The organism is Streptomyces sp. NPDC039462, assembly GCF_055639375.1.
This window is the reverse complement of the sequence record NZ_JBVKAO010000011.1, coordinates 128,187-142,207: the sequence shown is the minus strand read 5'-3', so window position 1 is coordinate 142,207 and position 14,021 is coordinate 128,187. Positions and strand designations below refer to the sequence as shown.

At 69.0% G+C, this 14,021-nt stretch carries 16 protein-coding genes; 6 read left to right on the top strand and 10 right to left on the bottom strand.

Annotated features, from left to right (window positions below; all coding sequences use genetic code 11):
• Positions 1 to 35 precede the first annotated feature (35 nt).
• On the bottom strand, positions 36 to 1,082 hold the full coding sequence (locus ACZ7LU_RS39480) for a hypothetical protein (protein ID WP_471919593.1): 1,047 nt from the start codon (positions 1,080 to 1,082) through the stop codon (positions 36 to 38).
• Positions 1,079 to 1,741, bottom strand: coding sequence for a hypothetical protein (locus ACZ7LU_RS39475; RefSeq protein WP_471919592.1), 663 nt, complete (start codon positions 1,739 to 1,741; stop codon positions 1,079 to 1,081). The genes ACZ7LU_RS39480 and ACZ7LU_RS39475 overlap by 4 nt, the downstream gene beginning before the upstream one ends.
• Positions 1,742 to 1,978: 237 nt before the next feature.
• Between ACZ7LU_RS39475 and ACZ7LU_RS39470 the strand changes: the two genes are divergently transcribed.
• On the top strand, positions 1,979 to 2,989 hold the full coding sequence (locus tag ACZ7LU_RS39470; protein ID WP_471919622.1) for an NlpC/P60 family protein: 1,011 nt from the start codon (positions 1,979 to 1,981) through the stop codon (positions 2,987 to 2,989).
• A gap of 247 nt (positions 2,990 to 3,236) precedes the next feature.
• The gene (locus tag ACZ7LU_RS39465) at positions 3,237 to 3,956 is read left to right on the top strand and encodes a phosphatase PAP2 family protein (protein ID WP_398302722.1); all 720 of its coding nucleotides are present in this window, start codon (positions 3,237 to 3,239) and stop codon (positions 3,954 to 3,956) included.
• Positions 3,957 to 3,982: 26 nt separating this feature from the next.
• Here ACZ7LU_RS39465 and ACZ7LU_RS39460 read toward each other — a convergent pair whose 3' ends face one another.
• The 3 genes from ACZ7LU_RS39460 to ACZ7LU_RS39450 all read right to left on the bottom strand — a co-directional run bounded on the left by ACZ7LU_RS39460 (position 3,983) and on the right by ACZ7LU_RS39450 (position 6,232).
• The gene (locus tag ACZ7LU_RS39460; RefSeq protein WP_471919591.1) at positions 3,983 to 4,258 is read right to left on the bottom strand and encodes a hypothetical protein; all 276 of its coding nucleotides are present in this window, start codon (positions 4,256 to 4,258) and stop codon (positions 3,983 to 3,985) included.
• Between the two features lie 150 nt (positions 4,259 to 4,408).
• Positions 4,409 to 6,007 carry an FAD-binding oxidoreductase gene (locus tag ACZ7LU_RS39455; protein ID WP_470975381.1) on the bottom strand — a complete coding sequence of 533 codons (1,599 nt, stop codon included), beginning with the start codon at positions 6,005 to 6,007 and terminating at the stop codon, positions 4,409 to 4,411.
• A 69-nt stretch (positions 6,008 to 6,076) separates the two neighbouring features.
• Entirely contained in the window at positions 6,077 to 6,232 is a 156-nt protein-coding gene (locus ACZ7LU_RS39450) for a hypothetical protein (protein ID WP_398302727.1), read from the bottom strand.
• Between the two features lie 101 nt (positions 6,233 to 6,333).
• On the opposite strand from ACZ7LU_RS39450, the gene ACZ7LU_RS39445 reads away from it, so the two are divergent.
• Both ACZ7LU_RS39445 and ACZ7LU_RS39440 read left to right on the top strand, forming a co-directional pair.
• Entirely contained in the window at positions 6,334 to 7,152 is an 819-nt protein-coding gene (locus ACZ7LU_RS39445) for an SCO4651 family lipoprotein (protein ID WP_471919590.1), read from the top strand.
• A 90-nt stretch (positions 7,153 to 7,242) separates the two neighbouring features.
• Complete coding sequence (locus ACZ7LU_RS39440) at positions 7,243 to 7,440, top strand: hypothetical protein (protein ID WP_398302731.1); 198 nt, start codon at positions 7,243 to 7,245, stop codon at positions 7,438 to 7,440.
• Positions 7,441 to 7,496: 56 nt separating this feature from the next.
• Here the strand turns inward: ACZ7LU_RS39440 and ACZ7LU_RS39435 are convergent, their stop codons facing one another.
• A complete protein-coding gene (locus ACZ7LU_RS39435; RefSeq protein ID WP_398303720.1) occupies positions 7,497 to 7,865 on the bottom strand; it encodes a metal-sensitive transcriptional regulator in 369 nt (122 codons plus the stop codon).
• Positions 7,866 to 8,072: 207 nt separating this feature from the next.
• Between ACZ7LU_RS39435 and ACZ7LU_RS39430 the strand changes: the two genes are divergently transcribed.
• Together ACZ7LU_RS39430 and ACZ7LU_RS39425 are read left to right on the top strand one after the other, a co-directional pair.
• Positions 8,073 to 8,693, top strand: a complete 621-nt coding sequence (locus ACZ7LU_RS39430; RefSeq protein WP_030784908.1) for a DUF47 domain-containing protein — start codon at positions 8,073 to 8,075, stop codon at positions 8,691 to 8,693.
• A gap of 9 nt (positions 8,694 to 8,702) precedes the next feature.
• On the top strand, positions 8,703 to 9,701 hold the full coding sequence (locus tag ACZ7LU_RS39425; protein ID WP_398302732.1) for an anion permease: 999 nt from the start codon (positions 8,703 to 8,705) through the stop codon (positions 9,699 to 9,701).
• Between the two features lie 106 nt (positions 9,702 to 9,807).
• Here ACZ7LU_RS39425 and pstB read toward each other — a convergent pair whose 3' ends face one another.
• The 4 genes from pstB to pstS all read right to left on the bottom strand — a co-directional run bounded on the left by pstB (position 9,808) and on the right by pstS (position 13,968).
• A complete protein-coding gene (gene pstB / locus ACZ7LU_RS39420; RefSeq protein WP_398302733.1) occupies positions 9,808 to 10,584 on the bottom strand; it encodes a phosphate ABC transporter ATP-binding protein PstB in 777 nt (258 codons plus the stop codon).
• A gap of 53 nt (positions 10,585 to 10,637) precedes the next feature.
• Complete coding sequence (gene pstA, locus ACZ7LU_RS39415) at positions 10,638 to 11,711, bottom strand: phosphate ABC transporter permease PstA (protein WP_468305456.1); 1,074 nt, start codon at positions 11,709 to 11,711, stop codon at positions 10,638 to 10,640.
• On the bottom strand, positions 11,708 to 12,730 hold the full coding sequence (gene pstC / locus ACZ7LU_RS39410) for a phosphate ABC transporter permease subunit PstC (protein ID WP_398302736.1): 1,023 nt from the start codon (positions 12,728 to 12,730) through the stop codon (positions 11,708 to 11,710). Before pstC ends, pstA begins: the two co-directional genes overlap by 4 nt.
• A gap of 113 nt (positions 12,731 to 12,843) precedes the next feature.
• Positions 12,844 to 13,968: a phosphate ABC transporter substrate-binding protein PstS gene (pstS, locus tag ACZ7LU_RS39405; protein WP_468305453.1), complete on the bottom strand. Its 1,125-nt coding sequence runs from the start codon at positions 13,966 to 13,968 to the stop codon at positions 12,844 to 12,846.
• Between the last annotated feature and the right edge of the window lie 53 nt (positions 13,969 to 14,021).

Sequence of the window (14,021 nt, the reverse complement as noted above, 5' to 3'; positions counted from 1 at the left end):
GTCGTTCCAGCCTTCTGTGCGTGGTCGTGGCGCGGTCAGCGGTTGACGGACTGGATCTCGCGTACGACGACGTCCTGCGTCGTGCCGAACTCGCCGGGAGGCAGGTCGTCGCCCTGGCCGTTCGTGCTCGTCCAGCTGACCTCCCAGGTGAGGGTGGCCTTCAGCTCGTACGAGCCGTCGCGCGAGGACCGCAGGTACCGCACGCCGCACGGCGGGTCCGTGTCCGCCGGGGTGCCCTTGGCCCGGGGCGTGCCGATGCGGCCGTCCTCGATCGGGCACTCGCCGGAGGAGGGGTACGTCTCGGCGTCCGACGTGCCCGGGTCGATCTTCAGGGAGACCGGCTTGGCGGTCGTTGTCGCGGAGAGGCCCGTCCCGGGCAGGGTCGCGGTGACCGAGATCTTCTTGAACCTGGCCTTGTCCAGCCACGCCCACGTGGGCAGGTTGACCTTCGTCTCGCCCTCCGGCGCCATCTCGACCTCGGTGTCCGGGACGGGGAGCTGGCCGTACGCGTACTCGGCGAGGATCCTCGGCGTCACCGCGAGGGGTTCCTTCGGGGTCTCGCCGTCCTTCACCCAGAACGGCAGCCGGTTACAGGCCTTGGCCTCTGGTTCGTCCTTGCGCTTGTCGTCGACGGCCGCCGCCCAGAACTTTCCCTCGCCCTGCTTGTCGAGGTTGTAGTCCTTGTACGGCTTGCCGTCCTTGAAGTACGAGTCGAAGATCCCGCCGATGAGGTCGCCGATCCCGAGCATCTTGAACTTCCGGATCGTCTTGACCGTGGCCTCGATCTGCTTCGGGGTGTAGGCGGGCTCGTACCAACAGGCGGGCGGGTCCCAGTTGCTGTTGGCGGGGGTCAGCGTGCCGGTCTTCGCGGACTGGGGGCTGCCTTCGACTCTCGTCTGGATCCTCGTCTGGATGCCGAGGTTCTTGCCCTGGCGGGTGCCCTGGGACTGCTGCTCGCTCCCGACGTCCCCATTGCCGACCGTGTCGCCGCCTCCGGCGTACGCGGTGCCAGGGATCAGAGCCACAGCAGCGGCGAGGACAGGGGCAACCCAGCGGGTCGACTGCTTCGTTCGCACGCTCATGAGATGCACTTCTTGGACCCCGTGATCGACGTGATCGAATCCGTCTGCCAGACACCCTTGTCATTCTTTTGCACACGAGAGTTGACGAATGCGTAATCCCTCGCGGAGCCCTCGATCGACCGGTCCACTTTGCCGGTCTTCAAGTCCTTGGGATACGTCTTGGTGCCGTCCTTGCAGTACGTCACCGCCGCGACACCCTCCTTCAGGAAGGTGACCTGACGGTCGTAGTACCGAATCGTCCCGATGAAGCTCGCGTTCTTCTTTCGGAATCCTTGGATGTAGTCCGCCGCCGACAACAGGGCTTCGCCCGACCCGTAGAACTTCAGCGCCGGGTGATCGCCGGACTCGACGACGGTGGCCTCGATCAGGGCGTCGAGCCACCGCTCATTGTCCGCAAGCACCGCATCCTTCTTCGGATCCCCGGTCTTCCCGCCCTCGAAGACGTTCTTCACGTCCTTCGGCAGCTTGATCTCCGGGCGGTCGATCCCGTCGTCCGAGGCTTTCGGGGACGGGGATTTGTCTCTCTGCGTGTCCGAGTCCGCTCCCGCGATCTTCTCGCTGTCCTTGGACCCTCCGTCGCCTCCTCCGCAGGCGGAGAGCGTCAGGGCCGCTGCCGTGGTCAGGGCGGCGGCTGCGAGCAGGGCGGGGCGGCGGTTCACGGTCGGCTCCTGAGGGGGGAGGGTTCGCTGGAGTGAACCAAGCTATCGATGGAGTGCTGGTCGGCTCCAATGGGAGGTTCGTCGAATGGTGTTCTATATGGGTTCATAACGGCTGCCAGTGATCCCTCTCCGATGTGCGGTGACTGTGCGGTGATCGTGCGGTGACCCCTCTCGATGTCGTACGCGGCCTCTACACTGAGCGCCGGTGGACTACCGGCGGGTGAGGGGTGGTTGACGGTGCGTAAGGCGTGGCTCGTCGCGTCCGTCGGGATCGGTGGTGCCCTGAGTTTCATCGCGCTGCTCGTCGTCGGGACGTACATCGCGGCCGGGAGCATCGCGAGCGGTGGGAGCGGCGGATCCGTGGGGCTCGCCAAGGGCGCCGTGCCCGCGACCTATCAGCCCCTCGTGCAGAAGTGGGGCAACCTCTGCAAGGCCATCAACCCCGCGCTGCTCGCCGCGCAGCTCTATCAGGAGAGCGGGTTCAACCCGCGGGCCAAGAGCCCGGCCAACGCCCACGGGATAGCGCAGTTCATCCCCGGCACCTGGGCCGCGCACGGGCTCGACGGGGACAAGGACGGGGACCGGGACGTCTGGGACCCGCAGGACGCCATCCCGTCCGCCGCCTCGTACGACTGCAAGCTCGCGAAGTATGTGAAGGACGCCCCGGGGGACCCGACCAAGAACATGCTCGCCGCGTACAACGCGGGGGCGTACGCCGTCATCAAGTACGGCGGCGTGCCGCCCTACCGCGAGACCCAGAACTACGTGAAGACCATCACCGACCTGTCGAAGAGCTTCGCCCGGCCCGTGGGCCGCGTCGAGCCCTCACGGCAGGCCGCCGGGGCCATCTACTACGCGCAGAAGAAGCTCGGCACCCCGTACCTGTGGGGTGGCAACGGCACCGCCGACCAGGGCGGCCGGTTCGACTGCTCCGGCCTCACCCTCGCCGCCTACCGCTCCGTCGACATCACCCTGCCCCGCGTCGCCAACGACCAGTACAACGCCGGACCGCACCCCAAGCGGGACGAGCTGCTCCCCGGCGACCTGGTCTTCTTCTCCGACGACCTCACCAATTCCCGGGCCATCCGGCACGTCGGGATCTATGTGGGCGGGGGGTACATGATCAACGCCCCGCGGCCCGGTGCGGTGATTCGGTTCGACCCCATCGACACCCCGGACTATTTTGGCGCGACTCGTGTCACCGAGGACGGGGCCGAGGCCGTGCCGGCCAAGCGGTCAGAGGTCTGAGGCGCCCCGCGCGGGGGTACGCGGGCGCGTGCGCGTGGCGTGATGTGGCTTGAACCCTCCGTCAGAACACTCCCCTGAGCTGCGGCGATGTATCTCTCTTCGGTAACGTCTGAGTGATCTTTCGGTGGAGGGTGGAACGTAGGACAGGGGAGCGGGCGTTCCCTTGACTGGACCGACAACGGGGGTTGATGGAAAGGGCGCACAGAAAGGTGCGTCCATGGGCTAGAAGACAAGGGGCCGCAGCGCCATGGCTGGACTCGATGAAACCGGGTCGAACCCCGATGTCAGCCTGCTCTACGACATCAACGGCCTCGCGAAGGACACCCCGTCCTGGTTCGACAGCGCCCTGGCGTTCGTCGGGGAGTACGGCTTGTTGCTCGCCCTCGTCCTTCTCGTGGTGTGGTGCTGGTGGGGCCAGCGCAAGCGCGGCACCCTCGACGAGGCCGCGTCGTCGGTCGCCGCCGTCGTCTGGGCGCCGCTCGCCGCCGGCATCGCCGTCCTGGTCAACATCCCCATCCGGAGCTTCGTGGAGCGGCCGCGCCCCTTCCGTGACCACCGCGGCATCGAGCTCCTCGTCGACGGGAAGAACGACTACTCCTTCGTCAGCGACCACGCCACGCTCGCCATGGCCGTCGGCGCCGGACTCTTCGTCGCCAACCGGAAGTTCGGGCTCGTCGGCCTCGGCCTCGCCGCCCTGGAAGGCTTCTGCCGCGTCTTCATGGGCGTGCACTACCCGACCGACGTCGTCGGCGGCTTCGCGCTCGGCACCGCCGTCGCCCTGCTCCTCTCGCCGCTCGCCATGGCGCTGCTCACGCCGCTCGCCAAGATGATCGGGCGGTCGTCCGGGCGCGCGGGCCGGCTGGTGTGGGACCGGAAAGTCGGCCCCGTCGCCGCGCCGCTGAACGGGACGGCGTCGCCGTCGGGCGCCGCCTCGGCGGACCCGGACGAGCGGGACCTCGCCGCGTAGCGCTCACTCGTCTTCTACGGGCGTCCTCAGCTGTCGTCCGTGTCCCGTGCCCGGCGGCGCAGCAGCCAGACCCCGACGCCCGCCGCCGCCCCGACCACGGCCGCGGAAGCCAGTGCCAGCGGGCCCGCCTCGGGATGCTCGTCCTCGGCCGTGACGTGCGGGGGATGCTGTACGGGGTGTGTGCGCTGTACGGGGGGTGTGGCGGCCGTGGCCGTGGCCGGGGCCGCCAGGACGAGGACCAGAGCGGTCGCCACCGTCGCCGTCACGGTGGATATTCGCGAGGTGCTGCGCAGAGGGGTCATTCCCTCAGCGCAGCGCCGTCCGGCGAGGCGGGCCACCTGAGGGCGCGCTGGTGGGGCCGAACGGGTGGGAACAGGCCCGGACCACGGACCCGGCCCACGGACCCGGCCCATGGACCCGGACCACGGACCCGGCGCCCGCCCCGCAGCGGGCTACAGCGCCTGCGGGAAGTCGAAGAACCGCCCGGGGTCGTACTGCTTCTTCAGCTTCTTCAGACGCGGCGCCGCGTCCCCGTAGTACGCCTCGCGCCAGTTCGTCAGCGTCGAGTCCGTGTAGTTCTGGTACGCCGCCCCGGACGCGTACCGCCCCATCGCTCCGTGCGCCTTTTTCAGCCACGCGCGTGCCGGTGTTCCCGATGTCCCCGCGCGCCACGACGCGATGTACTGCGCCAGCATCCGCGAGCGGCGGTGCACGAAGGCCGTCGCCGTCGGGTCGACGCGGTTGATCGCGCCGCCGAGCGCGGTGAGCGCGATGCTGCCGGCGCTCGCGCCCGTCACGTTCTCGATCTGCGACAGCAGGGCGCGGATGCCCGCCGCCGAAAGGGAACGGTCGAAGAAGTCGGAACTCGCCGCGTACGTCTCGCGGTTGAGGGCCCCCTGCGGGCTGCGGCCCGGCGTCGTGCCGGGCAGGTGGCACTGGGCGTCCGTCGCGAAGGACGAGCAGCCCGCGTACACCTCCATCGCCTGCTCGTACGTACGCCGCTTGAGGGAGACGCTGCGCGCGGGGGCGCCGATCTTGTCGGCGAGGCGGTCGACGGCGTTCTGCAGCTCGCCGTACGTCCCGAGGGAGAAGCAGGCGACGGAGACGGTCGGGGTGCCGCCCGGGGTGTTCGCCAGATGGGCGGACGACCAGATCTCGTCCGGCTGGTCGGGGCCCCACGTCTGCCAGGCCTTGATGACCGCCGCCGCCTTCGACCAGGGCCAGGTCATGTACGCGGAGACGCCTTGGGGCGCGGCGTGCGTGCGGAAGCCGAGCTCGGTGACGATGCCGAAGTTGCCGTTGCCCGCGCCGCGCAGCGCCCAGAACAGGTCCTTGTGCTCGGACTTGGAGACCGTGAGCTCCTTGCCGTCCGCCGTGACGATCTTCGCGGAGGTGAGGCTGTCGCAGGTCAGGCCGTACGCTCGCGAGACGACGCCGTGGCCGCCGCCGAGGGTGAGTCCGGAGATGCCGACGGTCGGGCAGGAGCCCGCCGGTATGGTGACGCCCTTCGCGGCGAGCGAGCGGTAGACGTCGATGAGCTTGGCGCCCCCGCCGATGGTGGCCGTGCCGCCGCTCGCCCGTATCTTGCTCAGCTTCGAGACGTCGATGATCAGCCGTCCGTTGCCGGAGGACCAACCCGCGTATGAGTGGCCGCCGTTGCGTATCGCGACGGGCGTGCGGTGCGCACGGGCGTACGCGAGGGCGGTACGGATGTCGTCCGGGTGCGCGACGTACGCCACCGCGGTGGGCTTCAGGTTGTCGTAGCGCGTGTTGTACAGCTGGCGGGCCGCCGCCCACTTGGCCTCGCCGGGCTGGACGAGGGTGCCGTCCAGGTCGCGGGCGAGCGCCTTGAGGGTGGCGGGGGCGGAGGCCGCGGCGCTGGACGTTCTGATGGGGGTGCCGCCGGAGTCGCCGGCGCCGCGTGCGGCGTCACCGCTGCCGCTGCGGGAGGCCGTGCCGCCCGTCCCGCCGCCCGAGCCGCCGCTGCAGCCCGCGACCGTGGCGGCGGCCAGCGTGGCCGCCGTCGTACCGATGAACGTACGTCGTTCCATGACGCCTCCCGTCGCTTCCCGGAGAACGAGACGGTGTGCGGGGCACCTGGGTTCCGTACCAGAGGGCTCTCAGGGAGCCGCCTCGTGTTCGGCCCCGTCCGTGCGGGCCTTGCTGCGGGCCCGCCGGGCCGGACCGCGCCAGCCGCAGGTGCAGTGCGCCGCGACGAACCTCCCCTTCTCGACCGTCGTCGTGCGGTGGGGTGCGGGGTCTTGCTGATCGGCCACGCGGTCACCGTACCGACCTCGCGTGACGGGTCAACGTACTGGTCGTTATCGGAACGACGGGGGAACGGTCAGGCGCGGAAACGCTTGGGGGTACACAGGCGATGGTGCTGCGGCACAGGCGCACGGGCGGAGCGGCCGCCGTGGTCGCCGTGATGGGACTGATGGCCGTCACCGCCGGGTGTTCGAACCTCGGCGCCGCGGCCGACGGCAGCGGCGCGGGCGATCCCGGCGACGTGGTGCGGCGGTCCGCCGACGCGCTGGTCAGGGCGGGCAGTTCGAAGGCGAACACGTCCATGGAGATGGCCAGCGGCGGTACGCGCGTCACCATCCGCGGCAAGGGCGTCTACGACTACCGGCGGCAGCTCGGGCGGTTCGAGGTGGTGCTGCCGCCCGATCCCGCGGGAGCCGACGAGCACCGGCCCATCACCGAGCTGATGACCGCGGGCGCGCTCTACATGAAGAACCGCGGGGCCGGGGTGCCCGCCGACAAGTGGGTGCGGATCGAGACACGTTCGCTCTCCGACGGCAATCTCGTGACCGGCGGCGCCACGGATCCCCTCGCCGCGGCGGAACTGCTGCGCGGGGCGCGGAAGGTGGGGTTCGTGGGGCAGGAGCGGGTCGGTGGGACCGAGGTGCGGCACTACCGCGGTGTCGCGGACCTGCGCGCCGCGGCCCGGGCCGCCTCCGCAGGTCAGCGCGGTGCGCTGGGGGTCGCGGCGGCGAAAGGGTTCAGCAAGGGGGGCGTGCCGTTCGACGTCTATCTGGACGACAGCGGGCGGGTGCGGAAGCTGCGGCAGCAGTTCACCGTGGCCGAGGCGAACGTGGCGTCGACCACGTTGCTCTACGACTTCGGGGTACCCGCGAAGGTGCGACTTCCGGCCGACAAGGACATCTTCGCCGGGAAGATTGCCGGGCAGTAGTCGCGTACGACTGGTGGAAATGGTCCGTCCGTGCCATGCGCGGTGCGTGGACCGCTCCCTACCCTGGGAAGTCGGCATCAGGAAGAGGTGATGAACGTGGCTCCGACGCGTGGCGGTACGGCGGTTCAGGACCACGTCGCCCTCGCCGAGATCGAACTGTGCGGCGAACTCATCATCGCGGCGAGCGCGGCGGCCGAGCGCCTGAGCTTCGACCGGATCGACGAGGTCCTGAACGTCACCGACGTGCGGGAGGGCGGCAGGGCCCCCGGCGACGACGCCCGCCGCTGAGGGTCCCGTGAGGGCCCTCGGCGGCGCGGGGCCGGACGGCCGGGGCCGGCCAGACCCTAGGTGCGCATCATGCGTGCGATCGCCTTCGTGGCCTCTTCGACCTTCGCGTCGATCTCCTGGCCGCCCTTGACCGCCGCGTCGGCGACGCAGTGCCGCAGGTGCTCCTCCAGGAGCTGGAGCGCGAAGGACTGCAGGGCCTTCGTGCTCGCCGAGACCTGCGTGAGTATGTCGATGCAGTAGACGTCCTCCTCGACCATGCGCTGCAGGCCGCGGATCTGGCCCTCGATGCGGCGCAGGCGCTTGAGGTGTTCGTCCTTCTGCTTGTGGTACCCGTGCACCCCGTGCTCGTGGTCCTCGTGGCCGGAGGGCGCTTCGGGCGCCCCCGGGGTCGGCACGGCCGCGTCGGCCGCCTCGGTGGTCGTCATCGCGTCCTCCTTGTGCTCGGTGGTTCCGGTCGGGGGATCCATATACCCGATCCGTATACCCCCGGTGGGTATAGGATAGCCGATTTCCCGGGGGGTGTGCTGATCACTGTGCCTGATGGGCGACACTGGGGGGCGGCCGGTTAGCCGTGGCCGGATGATGCGCCTAGCATCAGCCTGACCGCATCCAAAGCACCCCGAGGACCCCACGTGCGCTTTCGTCTGACCCCCAGGGAGACGAGCTTCTACGACATGTTCGCCGCATCCGCGGACAACATCGTCACGGGCTCGAAGCTCCTCATGGAACTGCTCGGAGCGGACTCTTCCGCGCGAGCCGAGATCGCAGAGCGTATGCGGGCCGCGGAACACGCGGGAGACGACGCGACGCATGCGATCTTCCACCAGCTGAACTCCTCGTTCATCACGCCGTTCGACCGCGAGGACATCTACAACCTCGCGTCGTCCCTCGACGACATCATGGACTTCATGGAGGAGGCCGTCGACCTGGTCGTCCTGTACCAGGTCGAGGAGCTTCCCAAGGGCGTCGAGCAGCAGATCGAGGTTCTCTCGCGGGCCGCCGAGCTCACCGCGGAGGCCATGCCGAACCTGCGGACCATGGAGAACCTCACCGAGTACTGGATCGAGGTCAACCGCCTGGAGAACCAGGCCGACCAGATCCACCGCAAGCTCCTCGCGCAGCTCTTCAACGGCAAGTACGACGCCATCGAGGTGCTGAAGCTCAAGCAGATCGTCGACGTCCTCGAAGAGGCCGCCGACGCCTTCGAGCACGTGGCGAACACTGTGGAGACCATCGCGGTCAAGGAGTCCTGAGGCCTCGCCATGGACACCTTTGCTTTGATCGTGACGATCGGCGTCGCGCTCGGTTTCACGTATACGAACGGCTTTCACGACTCGGCGAACGCCATCGCCACCTCCGTCTCCACCCGTGCGCTGACGCCTCGCGCGGCGCTCGCCATGGCCGCGGTGATGAACCTCGCCGGTGCCTTCATGGGCAGCGGCGTCGCCAAGACCGTCAGTGAGGGGATCATCGAGACCCCGCACGGCGACAAGGGGATGTGGATCCTCTTCGCGGCCCTCATCGGCGCGATCGTGTGGAACCTCATCACCTGGTACTTCGGACTGCCCTCGTCCTCGTCGCACGCGCTGTTCGGCGGCATGGTCGGCGCCGCGCTCGCCGGCGGGATCGGGGTCATCTGGTCCGGGGTCCTCGACAAGATCGTCATCCCGATGTTCCTGTCGCCGGTGGTCGGCCTCGTCGCCGGTTATCTGGTGATGTGCGCGATCATGTGGATGTTCCGCAAGTCCAACCCGCACAAGGCCAAGCGCGGCTTCCGCATCGCGCAGACGGTCTCCGCGGCGGGCATGGCGCTCGGCCACGGCCTCCAGGACGCCCAGAAGACGATGGGCATCGTGGTGATGGCCCTCGTCATCTCCGACGTGCAGAGCGCGGACGCGCCCATCCCGATCTGGGTCAAGATCGCCTGTGCGCTGATGCTCTCCGCCGGTACGTACGCGGGCGGCTGGCGCATCATGCGGACCCTCGGCCGCAAGATCATCGAGCTGGACCCGCCGCAGGGCTTCGCCGCCGAGACGACCGGCGCGGGCATCATGTTCACCACCGCGTTCATGTTCCACGCGCCGATCTCGACGACGCACGTGATCACTTCGGCGATCATGGGTGTGGGCGCGACGAAGCGCGTGAACGCGGTGCGGTGGGGTGTCGCCAAGAACATCATCCTGGGGTGGTTCATCACGATGCCGGCGGCCGCGCTGGTGGCGGCGGTCAGCTTCTGGATCGTGAACCTCGCGTTCCTGTAGCCCCGAAGAAGACATAGGAGAGGCCCGCCCCCGGGAGCCAGGGGCGGGCCTCTCTTGTTGTCCCTGCGGTGGCACCGCCATGCAGCACCGCGGGGAGTCGGGGGGCCTAGCCGAAGCGGCCCGAGATGTAGTCCTCGGTCGCCTGCACCGACGGGTTGGAGAAGATCCGCTCGGTGTCGTCGATCTCGACGAGCTTGCCGGGCTGGCCGACGGCGGCCAGGTTGAAGAACGCGGTGCGGTCCGAGACGCGGGCCGCCTGCTGCATGTTGTGCGTCACGATGACGATCGTGAAGCGCTCCTTCAGCTCGCCGATCAGGTCCTCGATGGCGAGGGTCGAGATCGGGTCGAGGGCCGAGCAGGGCTCGTCCATGAGGAGGACGTCGGGCTCGACGGCGATGGCACGCGCGATGCACAGCCGCTGCTGCTGGCCGCCGGAGAGGCCCGAGCCGGGCTTGTTGAGGCGGTCCTTGACCTCGTTCCAGAGGTTGGCGCCCTTGAGGGACTTCTCGACGACGTCGTTCAGCTCGTTCTTCTTGTACGAGCCGTTGAGCTTCAGGCCCGCCGCGACGTTGTCGAAGATCGACATCGTGGGGAACGGGTTCGGGCGCTGGAAGACCATGCCGACCGTGCGGCGCACGTTCACCGGGTCGACGCCGCTGCCGTACAGGTCCTCGTCGTCCAGGAGCACCTTGCCCTCGACGCGGCCGCCGGGGGTGACCTCGTGCATGCGGTTCAGGGTGCGCAGGAACGTGGACTTGCCGCAGCCGGACGGGCCGATGAAGGCCGTCACGGAGCGCGGCTCCACGGTCATGGAGATGTCGTCGATCGCCTTGTGGGAGCCGTAATAGGCGGTGAGGCCCGATACGTCGATTCGCTTGGCCATGGGGATCACTGCTTCTTTCGGAGTTCTGCGGGAGAGGTCGCTGATATGGCCGCTCAGCGGCCCGTCTTGGGGGCCTTCCAGCGGGCTACGCCGCGGGCCGCCAGGTTGAGGATCATGATGAAGCCGATGAGGGCGAGGGCCGCGGCCCAGGCGCGGTCGTACGACGCGTCGGTGCCCGCCGCGTACTGCTGGTAGATGTACAGCGGCAGCGAGCCCTGCGCCCCGTCGAACGGGTTCGTGTTGATCAGGGGGGTCACCCAGACCAGGAGCAGGACCGGCGCGGTCTCACCGGCGATGCGGGCCACCGAGAGCATGACGCCCGTGGTGATGCCGCCGATCGCGGTGGGCAGGACGACCTTGAGGATGGTCCGCCACTTCGGCACGCCGAGGGCGAGCGACGCCTCGCGCAGCTCGTTCGGGACGAGCTTGAGCATCTCCTCGGTGGAGCGCACGATCACCGGCATCATCAGGATGGCGAGCGCCATGGCGCCGGCCCAGCCGGAGAAGTCGAAGCCGAGGATCAGGATCCAGAAGCTGAGGACGAACAGGCCCGCGACGATCGACGGGATGCCGGTCATGACGTCCACGAAGAACGTGACGGTCTTGGCGAGCTTCCCGCGGCCGTACTCCACGAGGTAGACCGCGGTGAGCAGACCGATCGGCACGGCGATCACGGAGGCCAGGAGCACCTGCTCCAGGCTGCCGATGATCGCGTGGTAGATGCCGCCGCCCGTCTCCTCGTCGGCGACGACGCCCATGGAGTGCGTCAGGAAGTAGACGTCGAAGACCTTGATGCCGCGCTTCGCGGTCTCGTAGATCAGCGAGGCCAGCGGGACGACGGCGAGCAGGAACATGACCCACACCATCGAGGTGGCGAGGCGGTCCTTGGCCTGTCGGCTGCCCTCGACGGCGACCGCGAGTGCGTACGACCCGACGATGAAGAGGACGGCGGCGATCAGGCCCCACTGGATGCGGCTGTCCAGGCCGGCCGCGAGGCCGATGCCGATGCCGACGGCGGCCGATCCCGCGGCGACGGCCAGCGGTGACCAGCGGGGCAGTGTCGCGGCCTTGAGGGTGGACGGCCGCTTGGTGAGCGGCGCGGGCGGGGTGGGTGTCGTGGTGCTCATGCGTTGGCCCCCGAGTACTCCTTGCGGCGCGCGATGATCAGGCGGGCCGCGCCGTTGACCAGCAGGGTGATGACGAAGAGCACCAGGCCGGAGGCGATGAGCGCGTCCTGGCCGTACTCACTGGCCTCGTTGAACTTGCTGGCGATGTTCTGCGCGAAGGTGCCGCCGCCGTAGTCGAGCACGGACGCGTTGATGACGAAGTTCGGGGAGAGCACGGTGGCGACGGCGATCGTCTCGCCGAGCGCGCGGCCGAGGCCCAGCATCGAGGCGGAGATGATGCCGGAGCGGCCGAAGGGCAGCACCGACATGCGGATGACCTCCCAGCGCGTGGCGCCGAGGGCGAGCGCGGCCTCCTCGTGCATCTTCGGGACCTGGAGGAAGACCTCGCGGCTCACGTTCGTGATGATCGGCAGGATCATGATCGCGAGGAGGATGCCGACGGTCATCAGGGAGCGCGGGGCGCCGCCCTCGTACTCGAAGATCCCGGTCCAGCCGAAGTAGTCGTCGAGCCAGCTGTAGAGGCCGGTGAGGTTGGGCGCGACCACGAGGGCGCCCCACAGGCCGTACACGATCGAGGGTACGGCGGCCAGCAGGTCGATCACGTACGCGATGGGGGAGGCGAGCCTGCGCGGCGCGTAGTGCGAGATGAACAGCGCGATGCCGATGGCGACGGGGACCGCGATCGCGAGGGCGATGACCGAGCTCACCACGGTGCCGAAGACCAGGACGGCGATGCCGAAGTACGGCTTGCCCCCGGTGCTCATGCCGGCCGGGTCCCACTCGAAGGTGGTGAGGAAGTTGCCGGTGTTGTCGGCGAGGGCGAGGACCGTGCGGTACGTGAGGAACGCCGCGATGGCGGCCATGATCACGAGGAGCGCGATGCCGGAGCCCCGGGAGAGGCCGAGGAAGATCTTGTCGCCGGGGCGGGTGGCGCCGCGGGCGGCTGCCTTGCTCACCGGGGCCGTCGGCTTCGCGTCGCCGACGGGCGGGGGTGCGGTCGTATTGCTTGGTATGTCCATGGGGTTCTCCGGTCTGCGGAGGCGCCGTGCGGGTGTCGCAGGCGCTCCGTGGCGGCGGTGCACCGGACGGTGCGGCCGGCCCGGCCTTGCGGGGCCGGCCGCACTCGGTTCAGCTAGCTCAGGCCCGCGACGGTGGTGCGGACCTTGGAGATGATCTCGGCCGGGATCGGCGCGTAGTCGTTCTCCTTGAGGACGTTCTGGCCGTCCTCGCTGGCGATGTAGGTCAGGAAGGACTTGGTGGCGGGGAGCGTCTCCGCCTTGTTGCCCTTCTCGCAGACGACCTCGTACGTCACCAGGGTGATCGGGTAGGCGCCCTCGGCGGTCGGCTTGTAGTTCAGCTCCAGGGCGAGGTCCTTGCCCTTGCCGATGACCTTCGCCTCGGCGATGGCCTTGGAGGCGTTGTCGACGGTGGCCTTCACCGGCTCCTTGGCCCCGGTCTTCAGGTCGACGGTCTTGACGCCCTCACCGGCGTAGGAGAGCTCGAAGTACGAGATGGCGCCCGCGGTCTGCTTGACCTGTCCCGCGACACCGGCGGAGCCGTTCGCGGACTGGCCGCCCTTGGGCTCCCACGACTTGCCCGGCTCGTACGGCCAGGCGCTCGGGGCGGCGCCCTTCAGGTACTTGGTGAAGTTGTCCGTGGTGCCGGACTCGTCGGAGCGGTGGAAGGCCTGGATCTTGGTGCTGGGGAGCTTGACGTCGGGGTTGAGCTTCTCGATCGCCTTGTCGTCCCAGCTCTTGATCTTGTTGTTGAAGATGTCGGCCAGGGTCTTGGCGTCCAGGGTCAGGTTGTCGACGCCCGGGACGTTGTAACCGATGGCGATCGGGCCGCCCACCATGGGCAGGTTGATGGCCTGGCTGCCCTCGCAGACCTTCTTCGACTTCTCGACCTCTTCGGGCTTCAGCGCCGAGTCGGAACCGGCGAACGCGGTCTGGCCCTGCACGAACGCGGTGATGCCGGCGCCCGAGCCCGTCGGGTTGTAGTTCAGCTGCACGTCCTTGCAGTTGGTCGTGTAGACCTTCCGCCAGGCGTCGATCGCGTTCTTCTGCGCGGACGAGCCGGAGGCCGCGAGCTGGCCCTTGGCGTCGTCACACTTGATGTTGGCGTTGGCGTTCGTCTCCTTGCCGCCATCACCCGAGCTCGTGTCGTCGGAGCCGCACGCCGTGAGGGCCAGGGCGCCGGAGACGGCGAGGGCGCCGAGGGAGAGGGCGCGGAGCCGGTTCTTGCGCTGAAGCTTCACTTTCGGGTCTTCCTTCCGGGAGCCGCCGACCCTTTGCTGGCGGCGTGCGATGA